The sequence below is a fragment of the Pseudogracilibacillus sp. SO10305 genome, from assembly GCF_037072005.1.
Lineage (GTDB): Bacteria > Bacillota > Bacilli > Bacillales > Amphibacillaceae > Pseudogracilibacillus > Pseudogracilibacillus intestinigallinarum.
On sequence record NZ_JAXHDE010000007.1, the window covers coordinates 109,933 to 128,717 of the forward strand.

The 18,785-nt window shown below is 36.0% G+C and carries 21 protein-coding genes and 2 other annotated features; all 21 genes read right to left on the reverse strand.

What is annotated here, in order from left to right; translation table 11 throughout:
* Nucleotides 1-238 precede the first annotated feature (238 nt).
* The 21 genes from SPD45_RS07715 to SPD45_RS07815 all read right to left on the reverse strand — a co-directional run bounded on the left by SPD45_RS07715 (nt 239) and on the right by SPD45_RS07815 (nt 18,553).
* Entirely contained in the window at nt 239-850 is a 612-nt protein-coding gene (locus SPD45_RS07715; protein ID WP_336267161.1) for a class I SAM-dependent methyltransferase, read from the reverse strand.
* A 105-nt stretch (nt 851-955) separates the two neighbouring features.
* A complete protein-coding gene (gene rplL / locus SPD45_RS07720) occupies nt 956-1,321 on the reverse strand; it encodes a 50S ribosomal protein L7/L12 (RefSeq protein ID WP_336267162.1) in 366 nt (121 codons plus the stop codon).
* Nucleotides 1,322-1,362: 41 nt separating this feature from the next.
* Complete coding sequence (rplJ, locus tag SPD45_RS07725) at nt 1,363-1,860, reverse strand: 50S ribosomal protein L10 (protein WP_336267163.1); 498 nt, start codon at nt 1,858-1,860, stop codon at nt 1,363-1,365.
* 51 nt (nt 1,861-1,911) lie between these two features.
* Nucleotides 1,912-2,050: a sequence feature (ribosomal protein L10 leader region), on the reverse strand.
* Between the two features lie 45 nt (nt 2,051-2,095).
* The gene (gene rplA / locus SPD45_RS07730) at nt 2,096-2,788 is read right to left on the reverse strand and encodes a 50S ribosomal protein L1 (protein WP_336267164.1); all 693 of its coding nucleotides are present in this window, start codon (nt 2,786-2,788) and stop codon (nt 2,096-2,098) included.
* Between the two features lie 67 nt (nt 2,789-2,855).
* Nucleotides 2,856-3,281: a 50S ribosomal protein L11 gene (rplK, locus tag SPD45_RS07735; RefSeq protein ID WP_336267165.1), complete on the reverse strand. Its 426-nt coding sequence runs from the start codon at nt 3,279-3,281 to the stop codon at nt 2,856-2,858.
* Nucleotides 3,282-3,466: 185 nt separating this feature from the next.
* Nucleotides 3,467-4,003: a transcription termination/antitermination protein NusG gene (nusG, locus tag SPD45_RS07740; protein WP_336267166.1), complete on the reverse strand. Its 537-nt coding sequence runs from the start codon at nt 4,001-4,003 to the stop codon at nt 3,467-3,469.
* Nucleotides 4,004-4,127: 124 nt separating this feature from the next.
* Entirely contained in the window at nt 4,128-4,310 is a 183-nt protein-coding gene (secE, locus tag SPD45_RS07745) for a preprotein translocase subunit SecE (RefSeq protein ID WP_336267167.1), read from the reverse strand.
* A gap of 27 nt (nt 4,311-4,337) precedes the next feature.
* Entirely contained in the window at nt 4,338-4,502 is a 165-nt protein-coding gene (rpmG, locus tag SPD45_RS07750) for a 50S ribosomal protein L33 (RefSeq protein WP_336267168.1), read from the reverse strand.
* Between the two features lie 175 nt (nt 4,503-4,677).
* Entirely contained in the window at nt 4,678-5,316 is a 639-nt protein-coding gene (gene sigH, locus SPD45_RS07755) for an RNA polymerase sporulation sigma factor SigH (protein WP_336267186.1), read from the reverse strand.
* Between the two features lie 141 nt (nt 5,317-5,457).
* Nucleotides 5,458-5,970, reverse strand: a complete 513-nt coding sequence (locus SPD45_RS07760) for an NYN domain-containing protein (protein ID WP_336267169.1) — start codon at nt 5,968-5,970, stop codon at nt 5,458-5,460.
* Nucleotides 5,967-6,716 (reverse strand): 23S rRNA (guanosine(2251)-2'-O)-methyltransferase RlmB, encoded by a 750-nt coding sequence (gene rlmB / locus SPD45_RS07765; RefSeq protein WP_336267170.1) that lies wholly within the window; start codon nt 6,714-6,716, stop codon nt 5,967-5,969. The genes SPD45_RS07760 and rlmB overlap by 4 nt, the downstream gene beginning before the upstream one ends.
* 1 nt (nt 6,717) lies before the next feature.
* The gene (locus SPD45_RS07770) at nt 6,718-7,131 is read right to left on the reverse strand and encodes a Mini-ribonuclease 3 (RefSeq protein WP_336267171.1); all 414 of its coding nucleotides are present in this window, start codon (nt 7,129-7,131) and stop codon (nt 6,718-6,720) included.
* A gap of 1 nt (nt 7,132) precedes the next feature.
* Complete coding sequence (gene cysS, locus SPD45_RS07775) at nt 7,133-8,533, reverse strand: cysteine--tRNA ligase (RefSeq protein WP_336267172.1); 1,401 nt, start codon at nt 8,531-8,533, stop codon at nt 7,133-7,135.
* A gap of 2 nt (nt 8,534-8,535) precedes the next feature.
* On the reverse strand, nt 8,536-9,183 hold the full coding sequence (gene cysE, locus SPD45_RS07780) for a serine O-acetyltransferase (RefSeq protein ID WP_336267173.1): 648 nt from the start codon (nt 9,181-9,183) through the stop codon (nt 8,536-8,538).
* Nucleotides 9,184-9,241: 58 nt separating this feature from the next.
* Nucleotides 9,242-9,468 (reverse strand) — a binding site (T-box leader).
* 50 nt (nt 9,469-9,518) lie between these two features.
* Nucleotides 9,519-10,991: a glutamate--tRNA ligase gene (gene gltX, locus SPD45_RS07785; RefSeq protein ID WP_336267174.1), complete on the reverse strand. Its 1,473-nt coding sequence runs from the start codon at nt 10,989-10,991 to the stop codon at nt 9,519-9,521.
* A gap of 283 nt (nt 10,992-11,274) precedes the next feature.
* On the reverse strand, nt 11,275-12,378 hold the full coding sequence (locus SPD45_RS07790; protein ID WP_336267175.1) for a PIN/TRAM domain-containing protein: 1,104 nt from the start codon (nt 12,376-12,378) through the stop codon (nt 11,275-11,277).
* Nucleotides 12,379-12,554: 176 nt separating this feature from the next.
* On the reverse strand, nt 12,555-13,883 hold the full coding sequence (radA, locus tag SPD45_RS07795) for a DNA repair protein RadA (protein WP_442962004.1): 1,329 nt from the start codon (nt 13,881-13,883) through the stop codon (nt 12,555-12,557).
* A gap of 127 nt (nt 13,884-14,010) precedes the next feature.
* Complete coding sequence (locus SPD45_RS07800; RefSeq protein ID WP_336267177.1) at nt 14,011-16,440, reverse strand: ATP-dependent Clp protease ATP-binding subunit; 2,430 nt, start codon at nt 16,438-16,440, stop codon at nt 14,011-14,013.
* A 16-nt stretch (nt 16,441-16,456) separates the two neighbouring features.
* On the reverse strand, nt 16,457-17,515 hold the full coding sequence (locus SPD45_RS07805) for a protein arginine kinase (protein ID WP_336267178.1): 1,059 nt from the start codon (nt 17,513-17,515) through the stop codon (nt 16,457-16,459).
* Nucleotides 17,512-18,048: a UvrB/UvrC motif-containing protein gene (locus SPD45_RS07810; RefSeq protein ID WP_336267179.1), complete on the reverse strand. Its 537-nt coding sequence runs from the start codon at nt 18,046-18,048 to the stop codon at nt 17,512-17,514. The genes SPD45_RS07805 and SPD45_RS07810 overlap by 4 nt, the downstream gene beginning before the upstream one ends.
* Nucleotides 18,038-18,553, reverse strand: a complete 516-nt coding sequence (locus SPD45_RS07815; protein ID WP_442962002.1) for a CtsR family transcriptional regulator — start codon at nt 18,551-18,553, stop codon at nt 18,038-18,040. Before SPD45_RS07815 ends, SPD45_RS07810 begins: the two co-directional genes overlap by 11 nt.
* Between the last annotated feature and the right edge of the window lie 232 nt (nt 18,554-18,785).

Sequence of the window (18,785 nt, forward strand, 5' to 3'; positions counted from 1 at the left end):
CACACCTATGCAATAGGCACGACAAAAGAAAGTTCTCTATTTATACAAAAATAGAAAAGATCCTCTATGATCATGAAAATCCTTTTTTATTATCATATAAACAATTAACTTTCCTTAACATATAGAGTAAATTTACTTACTCGCACCATTATTAACAACTTTCCAATGCTTTATACATATACACTTGACATAAAGAAAAGCATGGTAGCATCTACACATTTTACCATATATACAAACCCTAGTCAAGCTTCCCTTTATGTGCTCGAATAATAAAATAACCTTTTTTCTTCGCTACCACATCAACTTGTTGAAACATCGTTTCTAAATGTTTTATCGTCGATGGTGCACCTTGCTTTTTTTGAATGACAACCCATAGTTCCCCACCGTCATCTAATTGTTCAAAACTTTTTTCAAAAAAAGTGAATATTACTTTTTTCCCAGCCCGAATTGGTGGATTTGTTATAACAGATGCAAAACGCCTATCTGAAATCGTCTCGAAACCATCACTTTGTTGGATTGTTACATTTGAAATGTTGTTTTGCTTTGCGTTTTCCCTCGCGAATTGTATCGCACGGTCATTTACATCGACCATATATATGTGACGGTCTGTAAACTCCTTTGCAATCGTTAACCCTATCGGTCCATACCCACACCCTAAATCTAGAAAGTCACCAGAAATAGACGGCGGTTCAAATGTTTCCATTAACACTTGTGAACCGAAGTCAATACCTTTTTTAGAAAACACACCAGTGCCAGACGTTAACTTTAGCGTATGATGACGTAAACGATATTCTTTCGTCTCTGTTATTACTTCTGATTGTGGGTGATTTGAATAATAGTGATCAGACATTCGCTTGAACACCTACTTACATATAATTTTGTGGAGAAATAATTATGTGAGGTTTTAATAGAAATGAAAAGCCCGCCAATAATATGACGAGCTTTTCTTTTTAAATTACGCTAATTCTACTGTTGCTCCAGCTTCTTCTAATTTAGCTTTCATTTCTTCAGCTTCTTCTTTCGCTACGCCTTCTTTGATAGCTTTAGGAGCTGAGTCCGTTAAGTCTTTTGCGTCTTTTAATCCAAGACCAGTAATTTCACGTACTGCTTTAACAACTTTGATCTTAGAAGCACCTGCGTCTTTTAATACTACGTCAAAGTCAGTTTTTTCTTCAGCAGCTTCAGCACCGCCTGCTGCACCTGCTACTGCAACTGGAGCTGCAGCTGTTACTCCAAATTCTTCTTCAATTGCTTTAACTAATTCGTTTAATTCTAAAACAGACATTTCTTTAACCGCGTCAATGATTTGTTCTTTAGTCATCTGTTATTTCCTCCTAATAATGTTTTTTTACGAAGCGAGAATTACTCTCCTGCTTCCTCTTTTTGGTCTGCGATCGCTTTTGTAGCGTACGCTAAGTTTCTGATTGGCGCTTGTAACACGCTTAGTAACATAGATACAAGTCCGTCGTGATCTGGTAATGTTGATAATTCCTTGATTTCATCAAGTGTCGCAACTTTACCTTCGATTACTCCACCTTTAATTTCTAAAGCTTCATGATCTTTAGAGAAGTTGTGAAGAATTCTCGCTGGAGCTACAACATCATCTTTACCGAACGCTACAGCAGTAGGCCCAACTAACTGTTCGCTTAACTCACTTAATTCAGCACTTTCTACTGCACGTCTAGTTAAAGTGTTTTTGTACACTTTATATTCGATGTTGTTATCACGTAACTCTTTTCTTAATGCCGTGATTTCAGCAACGTTTAAACCACGGTAATCAACTAAAACAGCTGATTGACTATCTTTAAACTTCTCTGAAATTTCTTCCACGATTTGTTTCTTCGCTTCGATAACTGACATTGCTACACCTCCTATTATTTTCTTCACGTTATACACGTTAGCCTTTTGTTTCTTACTATAGAAAAAGCCTCCATTTAGACATGGAGGCATTATTATTTATGAGCAAATATTCATAAAAAGTAATAAAACACCTCGGTAGGAAATTAAGCAACATCGCACCTACTGTCTACGGTATAACATATTTTATTGTACCAAAAATTAATATATACTAATTTCTGTCCATTGTCAACAACTTTTACATAAAGCTAGATGCATCTACTTTTAAGCCAGGGCCCATTGTAGATGTAATAGATACGTTACGTAAGTAAGTACCTTTTGAAGATTGAGGTTTCACTTTAACGATCGTCTCAATGATTGTTTCAATGTTTTCAACTAACTTGTCGTTGTCGAAAGAAATTTTTCCAACTGGTACATGTAAGTTAGCCGCTTTATCTACGCGGTATTCAACTTTACCAGCTTTAATTTCTTGAACAGCTTTTTCAACTTCAAATGTCACTGTTCCAGTTTTAGGGTTTGGCATTAAACCTTTTGGTCCTAATACACGTCCTAATTTACCAACTTCAGCCATCATGTCTGGTGTCGCAACGATCACATCAAAATCGAACCAACCATCATTGATTTTTTGGATGATATCTGCATCCCCAATGTAATCTGCTCCTGCAGCTTCAGCTTCTTTAACTTTTTCACCTTTAGCGAAAACTAAAACTCGCTGAGTTCTACCAGTACCGTGTGGTAACACAACAGCACCACGAATGTTTTGGTCAGCATGCTTAGGGTCTACACCTAAACGGAAAGCAACTTCAACAGTTTCGTCAAATTTAGCTTTTGCAGTTTCTTTTAATAAAGTTACTGCTTCAGCAATATCATATTGTTTCGATTTGTCAACAAGCTTTGCAGCTTCTTGATATCTTTTTCCTCTTTTTTTCAATGTTTTTCCTCCTTCAATGTGGTAGTAACGGTTATACCTCCCACGTTTCAGGCACTGATACGTCGAATTAGTCTTCGATCGTAATTCCCATACTACGAGCAGTACCTTCAACCATGCGCATAGCTGCTTCAACATCAGCAGCGTTTAAATCTTCCATTTTTGATTCTGCGATTTCTTTTACAGTATCACGTTTAACCGTCGCAACTTTCGTTTTGTTCGGTTCTCCTGATGCTTTATCAATCCCTGCTGCTTTCTTTAATAAAACTGCAGCTGGTGGAGTTTTTGTAATAAATGTAAACGAACGATCTTCAAACACCGTAATTTCAACTGGAATAATTAAACCAGCCTTATCTTGTGTTTGTGCGTTGAACTCTTTACAGAATCCCATGATATTAATACCAGCTTGACCTAATGCAGGTCCTACCGGTGGTGCCGGGTTTGCTTTTCCAGCAGGGATTTGTAATTTAACAATATCGATTACTTTTTTAGCCACGAAACACACCTCCTAACTAGTCCGTGATGTGGTAATTGGGTCGCTCTTTATAAAAGAAGTTCCCTCCCACTCAGGTAAAGGCATCACATTAATTGATGATGCCATATACTTAAAATGTAAGTATCTTTTATATACCCAAAAAACTATACCATATATATAGATGTAATGCAAGAATTAAAAGGAAATTAAGTTAATTTTTCAACTTGAGAAAATTCTAATTCTACAGGTGTTTCTCTACCGAACATATTTACATGAACTTTTAATGTCTGTTTATCTGCATCAATATGTTCTATAGTTCCCATACTATCTGCGAATGGACCAGCTGTTACTTTAACATTTTCTTTTAATTCAAAATCAACTTTCACTACTTTTTTGTCCATGCCAATTTTCTTCAATAATTCATCTACTTCATGTGGTAAAAGTGGTGTTGGTTTTGTCCCTTGTCCACTTGACCCGACAAACCCTGTTACACCCGGTGTATTTCGCACAACATACCAAGAGTCATCCGTCATAATCATCTCTGCTAATACATAACCAGGGAATGATTTTTTCATCGACACTTTCTTTTTACCATCTTTAATTTCCGTTTCTTCTTGTTCAGGTATAATGACTCGGAAGATTTTATCTTCCATTCCCATCGTTTCTACTCGTTTTTCTAAATTCATTTTCACTTTGTTTTCATAACCTGAATAAGTATGGATTACATACCAATTTGCTTCCATTGTTTTTGTTTCCTCCTTTCAACATTTGATGAAATACAAAAAAAGACCATATTAAAAACCCGTTCTTAGAGCCGGGTTTTACATGCGTCATCATCAATATTTATATTATAGCACAGTTTTATCATCATTTATTAAAAAAAGGTACATTATTTAATAACTGTGTAATACCTAGATCAATTACTGCGAAGAACAATGCGACAAACGCTACCGTTACGATAACCGTTATTGTATAACTAACTAGTTCAGGTCCTTTCGGCCATGTAACTTTTTTCATTTCACGTGAGACGTTTTTTAAAAAATTAACCATATTCGCTTTCTTCCTCCAACTAAGCCACTATTTCGTTTCTTTATGTAAAACATGTTTTTTACATTGTTTACAATACTTTTTTACTTCGAGTCTTTCAGGGCTTGTCAATTTGTTTTTGTTCGTTGTATAGTTTCTACTTGAACATTCTGTACATGCTAAGATCACTTTACTATTCATTTTACTCACCAACATAAGCTTTTTCTTATTCCAATGTAGCACGATATTGCAATCATTGTCAACGAAATAATGGGTGCGGCCCTCGTTTCGTATATGTAGTATAGTATGAAAAATGGCTTGTATTATTTGTGAAAAATTTTTGCTATATACATTCCACTATAACAAACGCTTCTGTACATAAAATAAACAATTATTCTTTTTCTCGTATTGCTTCTATTTGTTCGACTTTCTTTTTTACACGCTGCAATGCATTGTCTATCGATTTCTCTGTCCGCGTCAAAGCAGATGCGATTTCTTCATACGAAAATCCTTGTAAATAAAGTGTCAAAACACTCCACTCCAATTTAGTTAGCGCTTTCAATAATTCGACTTTTAATGTCCGTAGTTTTTCTTTTGTCAATACATAATCTTTCGGATCATATGCCCCATCATCGACGATCGTATCAAGCAATGTACGGTCTTGTTCATCATCCGAAACTGGTTTATAAATCGATATGTACGAATTTAATGGTGAATGTTTCATTCGTGTAGCTGACTTTATCGACGTAATAATTTGTCTCGTAATACATAATTCTGCAAATGTTTTAAATGAGGAGCGTTTATTTTTATCGTAATCATAAATCGCTTTAAATAATCCGATAAATCCTTCTTGTACGACATCTTCTCGTTCACTACCGACTAAAAAATACGCATTCGCTTTTTTGTGGACAATATTTTCATATTTATGCACTAAGTATTCTGCAGCTATCTCGTCTCCTTGTTGCACCTGCATTAGCATCTCTTCATCAACTAAAGCCCCAATTGGTAATTGACTATCTAGTTGATCCATCGTTTTCAAAAAATATTCCCCCTCACCATTTTTCACACTATGCTCACTATACTAAAAATGAGTATACAGTATGTCATTTCCATACGTCAATTAAATTTTTTGTAAATTACGTAAATCCGATAGTTTTAGGGGGAATAATATTTATTTTGACAATTTTTTCTGTAATGCTTGTAAAGCTTGTAAGTTTGTCTCATTATGAATAATTTTGTTTCTCGGCCGTTGTTTTTCTTCTTCGACAATTTTCTCTTGGATGTCTGTTTCGACATCATCCATATATGCGAACAATTCGCGAGCAGATATTCTTAGTGCACCACGACTGAAAATCGTCGTTTGCTCTAAATAATCGGATGTGACAACATACACTTGATTTTTCACCGTTTTTAAAGAACGAACAAGTCGTTCAATACATTCATCTGCTGTTTCTTCCTCTTTCGTATAAATAATTTCAATGTCAAATTGTGACGTTTTTTGTTCAATCCCTTTTACATATAACGCATCAAATACGACAATCATGCGATCACCGGTATAGGCACGATATTCTGCTAACATTTCGATTAACTTATGGCGTGCAGCACCTATATCTTTTTGCTTTAAGCGATTTAACTCATCCCATGCCCCAATCACATTGTAACCATCTACGACGACTACATTCATAACGAATCACCAAGCGGGTGCCGTTTTCGGTAAATTTCATACATTAATAAACTCGCCGCAACGGACGCATTTAATGACGTGATAGAACCTTCCATTGGTAAATGAACTAACCAGTCACATTTTTTCTTTACTAAACGACTTATTCCTTTTCCTTCATTTCCAATGACAATTGCCAAAGGTGTATCACCATCTAATGTACGAAAATCCTTTGAACCACGCTCGTCTGTACCGACAACCCAAATATTATCTTCTTTTAAACGGTCAATTGTATCTGCAATATTCGTGACTCTTGCAACCGGAACATGTTCAATTGCACCCGCTGATGCCTTTGCAACCGTCTCAGTTAATCCGACGGCACGCCGCTTCGGTATAATAACACCGTGTGCACCAGTAGCATCAGCCGAACGTAAAATCGCTCCTAAGTTATGAGGATCTTCGAGCTCGTCTAAAATCATTATACACGGAGCTTCATTGCGTTCTTCTGCACGACTTAAAATATCTTCCACCGTGCTATATGTGTAAGACGAAACATATGCAATGATCCCTTGATGTTTTCCTTTAGTCATTTGGTCTAATCGTTGTTTCGGTACTTTTTGTACAATTGTATTTGCCTTTTTCGCTAATTGTTGTACTTCCCGTTCTGTTTGTTTGCTAATGTGTTCGGAAAGAAGTATTTTATTCATTTCTCTCCCAGATTTTAAAGCCTCTATAACTGGATTACGTCCGATAATCATTTCATCTGACATATCACTTACCTTCTTTCTCTGCAATTTGTTCATCGATATATGTAACAGCTAATTGCATCAATTCATTTAACCGGCTATCATTTCCTTCTAAATAATGATAGCCGATCAATGTTTCAAACGCTGTTGCATATCGATAATCTGCAACAGATATATTTTTAGGGATCGTATGTGACTTTGCGTTGCGCCCTCTCCTTACGATCGCCGCTTCTTCCTCTGTTAATAATTCTTCTTCTAGCCATGCATGGATAACTTTCGCCTGTCCTACACCAGATACGTATTGGACTGTTTTATGGTGTAATTGATTCGGTTTAACTTTTCCAGTGAGAATGACATGGTTACGAACGTATAGTTCATATACACTATCCCCGATATAAGCTAGCGCCAAACTGTTTAACTGCTTTGCATTTACACCCATACTACGCTCTTCTCCAACGAACACCTTGTGCTGTATCTTCCAAAATGATGTCCTTTTCCTTTAATAAATCACGGATTTCATCTGCGCGAGCGAAGTTTTTCGCTTTACGTGCTTCATTACGTTCTTCCATTAATGCATCAATTTCTTCATCTAATAATGTTTCTTCTCGTTCGATCGTAATGCCTAAAACTTGCAACAATGTTGCCAATGCTTCTTGAAACGCTTCTAGTAATTCAATGTTTGTATGTTTTTCTTCTAAATAAATATTTGCATCTTTCGCTAAGTCGAAAATTGTCGTAATTGCATTTGCTGTATTAAAATCATCATCCATTGCCGCTTCGAAATGTTGCCACACTTGTTCTATCATCTCAAGCCATTTTTCACTTTTCTCTCCTAAGTTTGCACTAGATTGTTTACGATGCTCTAAGTTTGCATATGTCGTACGAATTCGATCAAAGCTTGTTTTTGCGCTACTTAATAATGCATCCGTAAAGTTAATTGGGTTACGATAATGAACAGATAACATAAAGAAGCGAATAACCATCGGATCATGTTCCTCAATTAAATCTTTCGTTAAAATAAAGTTACCGAGAGATTTAGACATTTTTTCATTATTAATATTCATATATCCGTTATGCATCCAATAATGGGCGAACGGCTTTTCATTTAAAGCTTCTGATTGAGCGATTTCATTTTCATGGTGTGGGAATGTTAAATCTTGTCCCCCAGCATGAATATCAATCGTTTCACCTAAATACTTTTTCGCCATCGCGGAACATTCAATATGCCAACCAGGACGTCCTTTCCCCCAAGGTGAATCCCATGCAATTTCTCCTTCTTTTGCACGCTTCCATAAAGCGAAGTCTAACGGGTCTTCTTTTATTTCTCCTATTTGAATTCGTGCACCAGCACGTAATTCATCGATAGATTGTGCGGATAGTTTTCCATATTCATCAAAGGCACGTGGCTTAAAGTATACATCGCCCTCTACTTCATAGGCATAGTCTTTTTCCACTAAACCTGCAACAAAGTCGATGATATCATCCATCGTTTCTGTTACACGTGGATGGTATGTTGCCTCTTTCACACCTAATGCTTTTACATCTTCTAAATATGCATCAATATAACGATTCGTTACATCTTGCACTTGTTCACCAAGTTCATTTGCGCGCTTTATAATCTTGTCATCGACATCCGTAAAATTTAATACGTAATCGACATCATACCCTTTATACTCCAAATATCGTCGAACTGTGTCGAACACTATCGCAGGTCGTGCATTACCGATATGAATGTAGTTATATACAGTCGGCCCGCATACATACATTCGTACTTTGTTTTCCTCAATCGACTTAAATACTTCCTTTTTATTCGTTAACGAGTTATAAATTTTAATAGTCATTGTCATTCCCTTTCTTTCAGTTGTTCTAGTTGCTCACTCAATACTGCAACTTCTTTCTCCAATTGTTTCACCTTATCTAACATTGGGTCTGGTAATCGATGGTGATCAAGTTTTTGTGAAACCTTTTTGCCATCCTGTTTCACGACTCTTCCAGGAATACCGACAACTGTCGAATTATCTGGAACATCTTTTAATACGACAGATCCACCACCTACATTCGAGTTTTCTCCAACTGTAATCGCCCCTAATACTTTGGCGCCTGTAGCGATTAATGCATTATTTTTTACTGTCGGATGACGTTTACCCTTTTCATGTCCTGTACCACCAAGTGTGACCCCTTGATAAATCGTGACATCATCCCCTATTTCACATGTTTCACCAATGACAACCCCCATACCATGGTCGATGAAAAAGCGTCGTCCAATGACTGCGCCCGGGTGAATTTCAATTCCTGTAAAAAATCTACTCAACTGCGAAATTGCTCTAGCAATAAAAAACATCTTCCTTTTATAAAACCAATGTGCGATTCGATGATTCCACACGGCATGTAAACCAGAATACGTTAAAAACACTTCAAAATACGTACGTGCTGCAGGGTCTTGTTCAAAAACAACATCCATATCTTCTTTCATTCTTTTAAAGATTCCCATAATAGACATTCCCCTCCTTAAGTAAATAAAAAAATGCGCCTCTATGTAATTTTCATTACACAGAGGCGCATCGTACGCACGGTTCCACTCTGTTTAAGATATGTATAAACCCATATCCCACTTCTATCTATAACGGTAGAGTGCCGTCGTTATATACTGCTACATTTCTATAACGAAACTCCGAGGTGCATATTCAAAAGTAGCGTTTAAAATCACTTTCAGCCAATGGTGATTTTCTCTGTTTAAACGGAATAACTTTTTACTTTTCCTCTTCTTCATTTCTCGTCTATTCATTTGTTTATTTTTACTATATTATACTTCTATAAAAATGTGAATTATTTCGTTTCTAGTGTATCTAATAGTTGATTTAAACGGGTTAATACAATGTCTTTTCCTAATAATTCAATTGCTTTCGGTAATTCTGGTCCATGTGTTTGACCAGTAGTCGCAACACGAATTGGCATAAATAATTTCTTCCCGCGATGTTTCGTTTCTTTTTGTGTCGCTTTAATTTGCTCTTTAATATCTTCCTGTACGAAATTATCTAAGTGAATGAGCTTATCAGTAAACACTTGCAGTACTTCTACCACTTGTTCTTCTTGTAATACTTCTTGAGCCGCTTCATTATAGTCAATTTCCGTTTTAAAGAATAGCTCTGTTAAAGAAACAATTTCCGCACCATAACGTAATTGCTCTTGGTATAATGCAATAATTTCTTTCGCCCAATTCATTGTCGCCTCATCAGCATCTGCCGCAATTTTTCCAGCTTCCATTAAATGTGGCAATGTTAAGTCGATTACTGTTTCAACATCAGCCTTTTTAATGTATTCACCGTTCATCCATTGCAGTTTCTTCTGATCAAAAATTGCCGCTGAAGTAGATAAACGTTCAGGGTCAAAAATTTTAATTAATGATGGTTGATCAAAAATTTCCTCTTCGCCAACTGGTGACCAACCTAGTAAAGAGATGAAGTTAAACATCGCCTCTGGTAAATACCCCATATTTTTATATTGCTCGATAAACTGTAAAATATGTTCATCACGTTTACTTAACTTCTTACGTTCTTCATTTAAAATTAATGTCATATGACCAAATGTCGGAGATTCCCAACCAAATGCGTCATAGATCATCATTTGTCTAGGTGTATTGGAAATATGTTCTTCCCCACGTAATACGTGTGTAATTTCCATTAAATGATCATCTATTGCTACGGCAAAGTTATATGTTGGAATACCGTCCTTTTTCACAATGACCCAATCACCGTAGTCGCTAGATTCAATGGAGATTTCTCCACGAACAATATCATTAAATGTATATGTTTTATTTAATGGTACACGAATTCGAATACTTGGCTTACGACCTTCTTTACGGAATGCTTCTTTTTCTTCTTCCGTTAAATTACTATGTTTCCCAGCATATTTAGGTACTTGACCATTCGCTTTTTGCTCTTCGCGTTCCGCTTCTAGCTCTTCTTCTGTCATGAAGCATTCGTATGCAAGGTCTTTATCTAGTAATTGTTGGATATATTCATTATAAATATCAAGACGTTCCATTTGACGATATGGCCCATACTCTCCGCCAATGTCCGCACCCTCATCCCAGTCGATTCCTAACCATTTTAGAAATGTTAATTGGCTTTCCTCTCCACCTTCAACATTTCGCTTTGCGTCAGTATCTTCTGTACGAATAATAAATTTCCCATCAAAATGTCTTGCATATAAATAATTAAACAATGCTGTACGTGCATTTCCAATATGTAAATGGCCTGTCGGACTAGGTGCATATCGGACTCGAATCTCGTTCGTCATGATTGTTTGTTCCCCTCTCTAAAATACATAATACCTTTTATAATTATAGCAAAAAGCCCCAATTGTATAAAGGTTTTTCTATCATGGATCATTCGTTTCGCTCATTCATTTTGAAATTAAAAATAATGAGGTCCGAATCAAATGCCATAAGTATAAAACGATATACTTATTTTATTATCCTCTCGCCTCATTTTCACTTAAGCATCATTTTTAACGTTGCTTGTCTTTATACAAGTAAATATACTATGATGAGTGCAACTATTTGAAAATTTCCCTCATATTATTATTGCGCATTTTCCAATGATTTTGGTTTAGCAAAAATCATCCGACCTGCAGACGTTTGTAGTACACTCGTTATTAAAACTTCAATCGTCTTGCCAATAAAGTCTCTTCCGCCTTCTACGACAATCATTGTACCATCATCTAAATAAGCGACACCTTGCTTCTGTTCTTTCCCGTCTTTAATGACATGAACGACAAGTTCTTCCCCTGGTAATACAACAGGCTTCACTGCATTCGCTAAATCATTAATATTTAACACCGGAACATTCTGGAAATCTGCTACTTTATTTAAATTAAAATCGTTCGTAACGACAATACCGTCCATTACTTTTGCTAACTTCACCAATTTACTATCTACTTCTGGAATATCTTCAAAATCTCCTTCATACATTTCCACTTCTACATCTAGTTCTTTTTGAATTCGGTTCAAAATATCTAACCCACGCCTACCTCGGTTACGTTTTAATACGTCTGAGGAATCCGCTATATGCTGCAATTCATGTAAAATAAATTGTGGAATGATAATTTTCCCTTCCAAAAAATTCGTCTGACATATATCTGCTATTCTTCCATCGATAATGACACTCGTATCAAGGATTTTTGGTTTCACTTCACTTGCAGATGTTTTCTTTATATCTTCTGCATGATCTTTATCCTTATTACGTTCTTTTCTAGAAATCGTTAATAAATTCATAAATTCTTCTCGACGTCGAAAACCGACTTGGAATCCTAAATATCCGATAATAATCGTTAAAAACAATGGAACAATTTCAGATACGATACGCAAGCTAATATCCTGTAATGGAATATTGATTAAATATGCAACAACTAATCCTAAAATTAAACCAATCGAGCCAAAAAACAAATCAACAACTGGTAACTTTATTAAGCCATCCTCAATCCATTTTAGAAAATTCACCACATAATCAGCTAATACATATGATAAAAAGAAAAATATAATTGCACCTAACACAGAGCCGAAATATGGCGATAAAATCCAATTAATATCTGTTAAATCAAAAAACCTAATTACTTTAGGCATGTATAAAAAGCCTAATGTTCCACCCGTAATGACAAAAAACACGTGAATAATTTTTTTCAACATTCCTATTCGCACCTCCTTTTACGTAGTATTCCCTATATAAACATTCATATAACAATAAATTGCAAATGTTATATGAATGTAACATAAATGATAGCATAGCCCAAAATGCTAGTCAACGAGGCAAAACATAAAATTTTATCACATACATTTTCTAAAGTCAATGTTTTAATTTTTGTTTAGAATGGTGCATTTTCTCCTTTTTTTGCTAACGCTATTCGCAATGCTTCTTGTACAGTTTTTACGCCAATTACCTCAATAGAACTAGGATATGTCCATCCATCCAAATTATTCGCTGGACAAATAACACGTTTAAACCCTAGCTTCGCCGCTTCTTGTACACGTTGTTCAATTCGTGACACACGGCGAATTTCTCCCGTTAAACCAACTTCTCCAATAAAAATATCTTCTGGATTAGTCGGTTGATCTCGGAAACTAGAAGCAATACTAATAGCAATCGCGAGGTCAATCGCAGGTTCATCTAACTTTACCCCACCAGCAACTTTTATATATGCATCCTGGTTTTGTAATAATAACCCGACACGTTTTTCTAATACAGCCATCAATAATGGCACACGATTAGAATCGACACCTGTCGCCATCCGGCGTGGGTTTCCAAAACTCGAAGGCGATATTAATGCTTGTATTTCAACTAGTACTGGACGGGTCCCTTCCATTGAAGCAACAACAGTAGACCCTGCCGCTCCTTGAGATCGTTCTTCCAAGAAAATTTCCGATGGATTTAACACTTCTTGTAAACCAAGCTCTTTCATTTCAAAAATTCCCATTTCATTCGTGCTACCGAACCTATTTTTTACACTACGTAAAATCCGATATGTATGATGTCTCTCCCCTTCAAAATAAAGTACAACATCCACCATATGTTCCAACATTCTTGGACCTGCAATGGCCCCTTCTTTTGTCACATGTCCAACGATAAAAATTGGAATTCCTTGTTCCTTAGCCACTTTCATTAATTCCATCGTACATTCACGTACTTGTGTAACACTTCCTGGAGCACTTGTCACTTCCTCCTTAAAAATCGTTTGAATGGAATCGATAATAACGAGTGCAGGTTTTACTTGTTCAATTTGATGTGTAATATTGAATAAGTTCGTTTCAGAATATATATACAGCTCATCTGCATCAACATGTAATCGTTCGGCACGTAATTTTGTCTGTTGTACCGATTCCTCCCCGGAAACGTATAACACTTTTTGACCTAGTTCTGCGATTTGTGCTGATGTTTGTAATAATAAGGTTGATTTCCCAATTCCGGGATCCCCACCAATTAATACGAGAGAACCTGGCACGATTCCACCACCGAGTACACGATTCGTTTCTTGCATTTTCGTTTTCATACGTGGTTCTTTTTCTGAAACGACTTCTTTTATTTTTAATGGCTTTTGACCACTCGTCACAAAAGTTGCCCGTGTTTTGTTCGTTTCCGGTTGTTTCACTTCTTCTACAAATGTATTCCAGTTATTACAGTTCGTACACTTTCCCATCCAGCGAATAGACTCATGTCCACATTCTTGACAGACATATACTGTTTTTCTCTTCTTTGACAACGTATACCCTCGCTTTCTTTTTTAAAAAAGAGCTAGCGATAGTAAAATCACTAGCTCCCTTGTTTTATTTCGGTAAAACAATAATATCTCCACGACTATTTAAGCCAATTTTTACATCCTGTCCTTTTGCGATAGTTCCTTTTAACATTTCTTCACTCAGTAAATCCTCGATATTTCGTTGAATAGATCTACGTAATGGTCGAGCCCCGTACTCAGGATCAAATCCATCGTCAGCAATTTTTTCAATTGCTTTTTCGGTAATAGAGAAATTAATTTCCTGTTCTGTTAAACGTTCCTTCACTTGCTCCACCATTAACGTCACAATATCTTTCATATGCTCTTTTTCTAATGAGTGGAACACAATCGTTTCATCAATTCGGTTTAAAAACTCCGGACGAAATGTACGTTTCATTTCCTCCATCACTTTCGATGTCATATCCTTATGTTCGTGGTTTTCATCTCCAAAATTAAAACCTACGAATTTATTGCGTTTTAATTCACTAGCCCCAACATTCGATGTCATAATTAAAACTGTATTTCTAAAGTCTACTAAACGACCTTTCGAGTCTGTTAAGCGTCCATCTTCTAATACTTGTAATAAAATATTAAACACTTCTGGATGGGCTTTTTCAATTTCATCTAATAAAACAACAGAATATGGTTTACGGCGAACTTTTTCTGTTAATTGTCCCCCTTCTTCATACCCAACATAACCCGGAGGAGAACCAACTAAACGGGACGTCGCATGTTTCTCCATATACTCTGACATATCAATCCGAATCATCGCATCTTCATCATTAAACATCACTTCCGCAAGTGCACGAGCTAATTCTGTTTTCCCGACCCCTGTTGGTCCTAAGAAAATAAATGACCCAATAGGGCGTTTTGGATCCTTTAATCCTGCACGAGCACGGCGAATCGCTTTAGAAATTGCTGTGACAGCTTCTTTCTGTCCGATAATACGATCGTGTAAGATCTCTTCCATATTTAATAGTCGATCACTTTCATCTTTCGTTAATTTTACAACAGGAACACCCGTCCAAGACGATACGACTACCGCAATATCCTCATCCGTAACGGATAAACTTTCTTTTCCTTGCTTTTCTTTCCATTTATCTTTCGTTTCTTCTACTTGTTCTTTTAATTTTTGTTCTTTATCACGATATGATGCGGCCTTTTCAAACTCTTGGCTTAACACAGCAGCATCTTTTTCATTACGGATTTTTTCTAATTCTTCTTCCAATTCTTTTAAATTCGTCGGAATAGTATAAGAACGTAAACGAACACGTGAACCAGCCTCGTCGATTAAATCAATCGCTTTATCTGGTAAGAAACGGTCTGTTATATAGCGACTAGATAACTCAGCAGCAGCTTCAATTGCTTCATCTGTAATCGTTACTCGATGATGTGCTTCATAACGATCACGTAACCCTCGTAAAATTAGCACTGTTTCTTCTGTAGAAGGTTCATCTACTTGAATCGGTTGGAATCTTCTCTCTAAAGCTGCATCTTTCTCAATATACTTACGGTATTCATCTAATGTTGTCGCACCAACACATTGAATCTCTCCACGTGCCAACGATGGCTTTAAAATGTTCGAAGCATCGATTGCTCCCTCTGCTCCACCTGCACCAATTAATGTATGGAGTTCATCAATGAATAAAATAATATTACCTGCGTTGCGAATTTCATCCATAACCTTCTTTAAACGGTCTTCAAATTCCCCACGATATTTTGTACCTGCAACGACTGTACCCATATCTAAAATCATCACACGTTTATCACGTAATGTTTCAGGTACTTCATTTTGCACAATTTGGTGTGCTAATCCTTCTACAACAGCCGTCTTTCCGACACCTGGTTCCCCGATTAAAACTGGGTTATTTTTCGTACGCCTACTTAAAATTTGTACAATTCTTTCAATCTCTTTATCTCTACCGATAACAGGGTCAATTTTCCCTTCTTTAACACTTTCAGTTAAATCACGGGCTAAAGAATCTAATGTTGGTGTGCTCGCGCTTTGTGCCTGGCTATTTCTTCCTTGGTGTGAACCCTGTGCTTCTGTTGTTCCTAATAACTGGAGAACTTGTTGTCTCGCTTTATTTAAGCTTACATTTAAATTATGAAGTACACGAGCAGCAACACCTTCTCCTTCACGAATAAGTCCTAACAAAATATGTTCTGTTCCAACATATGCATGACCTAATTTTCTTGCTTCATCTTGTGATAATTCGACGACCTTTTTTGCTCTTGGTGTATAGTGAATAGATTGTACGGCACCATTTCCAATCCCGATTAAATGTTCTACTTCACGTTGAATTTGATTTACTTCTAAACCTAATTCTTTTAAAGCTTTTGCTGCAATTCCGTCACGTTCTCTTACTAACCCTAATAAAATATGTTCTGTTCCAATATTGTTATGTCCTAGGCGAATGGCCTCTTCTTGCGATAATGCTAAGACCTTTTGCGCCCTTTCTGTAAATCGATCAAACATATGTAAACGCCCCCTACTATTTCAAATTTAACCGTTCGCGAATAAATGTAGCTCGTAATATATCGCGTTCATCGGCTGTCAACACTTTTTTTGCGTAATGTTGTAAAAATCCTGGTTGAGTAAGTACGATTAATTCGTTTAAAATATGGTGTGATACATCTTCAATGAATCCTAAATCAATTCCTAATCGGACATGAGAGATAAGTGTAGCAGCCTCTGCAGATTCCATAATACGACTATGTTTTAAAAGGCCATATGCTCGGTATATTTTATTCTCTACATGAATAGGTGAATGATTTAATAAATGTTGGCGGGCTTTTCGCTCCGCCTCCATTAATTTTAAAATAACACTTTCTAAATCTAATACGATTTCTTCTTCTGTTTTTCCCAATGTTATTTGATTTGATACTTGAAATACATTTCCTAATGCTTCACTACCTTCCCCATAAATCCCTCTTACAACAAAACCTAACTGATTAATCGCTGGCATCATACGATTTAATTGTTTCGTTAAAATAAGAGCAGGAAGATGTAGCATAACGGAGGCTCGAAGTCCTGTTCCTACATTTGTAGGACAACTCGTTAAATACCCAACATGTTCATCGAAAGCAAAATCAATTTTCTCTTCTAACCAATTATCAATCCGAAACGCCTCTTCTAATCCTTTAGATAATTGAAAACCTGGAAAATATAATTGAATTCGTAAATGATCTTCTTCGTTGATCATAATCGATAACTGTTCATTTTTTGAAATAAGACTACTCGCTTCTTTTGCTTTCACTAAATATGGACTAATCAAATGCTTCTCTACTAATACTCGTTTTGATATTGGTGAAAGCTGATCCATTTTTATATGCATCAATTGTTCGTACGTTTCAAATGAAGAATCTTCAAATGTTTGTTGCATAAATTGATTTACTCTCTTTAATGAACTACCCGATGCATATACAGGGAAAACCTCTTCTTGAAAATTTCTTGCTAAGCGAATCCTTGTACTTAAAACGATATCATTCTCTGGACCATCTTCTCTCATCCATGGGCTAATTGCTTCTTTCATAAAAGATTCTAAAGTCATGATTGCTCACCACCCTTTAGACTTTCGAGCTTTCTTATTTCATCTCGAATGATTGCTGCTTGTTCAAACTCTTCCTCGTCAATTAATTCTTTCAATTGAAGTCTCAACTGTGCAATTTCTCTTTTAGCATAAATTTCTTTACGCTTTCGAACAGGTATTTTACCAGCATGCTTTGTATTTCCACTATGCACTCTTTTTAATACATTACTTAATTTCGGTTGGAAAATTTCATAGCATGTTGCACATCCAAATTTACCCTTTTTTTGAAACTGTTCAAAAGTTAATTGACATGTGGGACATGTTACAACTTCCTTTTTTCTAATAAATGATTCGTTACCAAGTGCAACATTCGAATGATTCATATGAAAAAGTCCTGTTAATAAATCGTGTAAGGAGTATACATCTTCTTGTTGATTTTGATAACCATGTTTCTTCGCACAATGTTCACATACATGCACTTCATGCAAATGTCCATTTATAAACTGTGTAAAATGAAGTGTTGCGGGACGTTCATGGCACTCTTTACATTCCATCCCTTTCCTCCCCTTTACTATTAATATACTTTAATGTAGTTAATATATTCGTTAAGATACGTGCCCGCAAATGATCTCTATCTGGTAATGGCAAGTTTAATACTTCTCTTTGTAATGCACTAATAATAAGATGCTCTTCTCTTAAATTAATTAATTTCTTTTCACGTAAACGTTCTAATACATCTAATGCCCCTTGTTCAGATACCATCGGATTGATCATTGCAATAATTTCATCGATTAATTGAAATTCATCTTGATATTCAACGCGTGTAATTCGGATATATCCACCACCACCACGTTTACTTTCAATTAAATATCCTTTTTCAAATGTAAATCTCGTATTAATGACATAATTAATTTGGGAAGGAACGCATTCAAATTGATTCGCAATCTCACTTCGTTTAATTTCAATCACTTTCTTTTCATTTGCATGAAGGATTTCTTTTAAATATTGTTCAATAATATCTGAAATGCTCACCTTACTCACTCCTTTCCAATTAATCATCTTATTAAATATGATTTGACCATATTTGACTTTATTTTATTATACGATAAAAAGATAACTTTTAAAAGTATTTCTTTTATGAGTGATTCTTATACATCCATATATGAAAAGTAAACATAAAAAAAACAACAGTCTGTCTACTCATTTGTAAACAAACTGTTGTTCGTTGCCTAGCGGCGTCCTACTCTTGCGGAGGTTAAACCTCAACTACCATCGGCGCTAGAGAGCTTAA

Excerpts from the sequence above, each read along its gene's own strand:
- SPD45_RS07715 (WP_336267161.1), bottom strand. The coding sequence starts at position 850 with ATGTCTGATCACTATTATTCAAATCACCCACAATCAGAAGTAATAACA.
- rplL (WP_336267162.1), bottom strand. The coding sequence starts at position 1,321 with ATGACTAAAGAACAAATCATTGACGCGGTTAAAGAAATGTCTGTTTTA.
- rplJ (WP_336267163.1), bottom strand. The coding sequence starts at position 1,860 with ATGTCAGTTATCGAAGCGAAGAAACAAATCGTGGAAGAAATTTCAGAG.
- nusG (WP_336267166.1), bottom strand. The coding sequence starts at position 4,003 with ATGGAAGCAAATTGGTATGTAATCCATACTTATTCAGGTTATGAAAAC.
- secE (WP_336267167.1), bottom strand. The coding sequence starts at position 4,310 with ATGGTTAATTTTTTAAAAAACGTCTCACGTGAAATGAAAAAAGTTACA.
- rpmG (WP_336267168.1), bottom strand. The coding sequence starts at position 4,502 with ATGTTGGTGAGTAAAATGAATAGTAAAGTGATCTTAGCATGTACAGAA.
- sigH (WP_336267186.1), bottom strand. The coding sequence starts at position 5,316 with ATGGATCAACTAGATAGTCAATTACCAATTGGGGCTTTAGTTGATGAA.
- SPD45_RS07760 (WP_336267169.1), bottom strand. The coding sequence starts at position 5,970 with ATGAATGTAGTCGTCGTAGATGGTTACAATGTGATTGGGGCATGGGAT.
- rlmB (WP_336267170.1), bottom strand. The coding sequence starts at position 6,716 with ATGTCAGATGAAATGATTATCGGACGTAATCCAGTTATAGAGGCTTTA.
- SPD45_RS07770 (WP_336267171.1), bottom strand. The coding sequence starts at position 7,131 with ATGGGTGTAAATGCAAAGCAGTTAAACAGTTTGGCGCTAGCTTATATC.
- cysS (WP_336267172.1), bottom strand. The coding sequence starts at position 8,533 with ATGACTATTAAAATTTATAACTCGTTAACGAATAAAAAGGAAGTATTT.
- cysE (WP_336267173.1), bottom strand. The coding sequence starts at position 9,183 with ATGGGAATCTTTAAAAGAATGAAAGAAGATATGGATGTTGTTTTTGAA.
- gltX (WP_336267174.1), bottom strand. The coding sequence starts at position 10,991 with ATGACGAACGAGATTCGAGTCCGATATGCACCTAGTCCGACAGGCCAT.
- SPD45_RS07790 (WP_336267175.1), bottom strand. The coding sequence starts at position 12,378 with ATGTTGAAAAAAATTATTCACGTGTTTTTTGTCATTACGGGTGGAACA.
- radA (WP_442962004.1), bottom strand. The coding sequence starts at position 13,883 with ATGGGAAAGTGTACGAACTGTAATAACTGGAATACATTTGTAGAAGAA.
- SPD45_RS07800 (WP_336267177.1), bottom strand. The coding sequence starts at position 16,440 with ATGTTTGATCGATTTACAGAAAGGGCGCAAAAGGTCTTAGCATTATCG.
- SPD45_RS07805 (WP_336267178.1), bottom strand. The coding sequence starts at position 17,515 with ATGACTTTAGAATCTTTTATGAAAGAAGCAATTAGCCCATGGATGAGA.
- SPD45_RS07810 (WP_336267179.1), bottom strand. The coding sequence starts at position 18,048 with ATGGAATGTAAAGAGTGCCATGAACGTCCCGCAACACTTCATTTTACA.
- SPD45_RS07815 (WP_442962002.1), bottom strand. The coding sequence starts at position 18,553 with ATGATTAATTGGAAAGGAGTGAGTAAGGTGAGCATTTCAGATATTATT.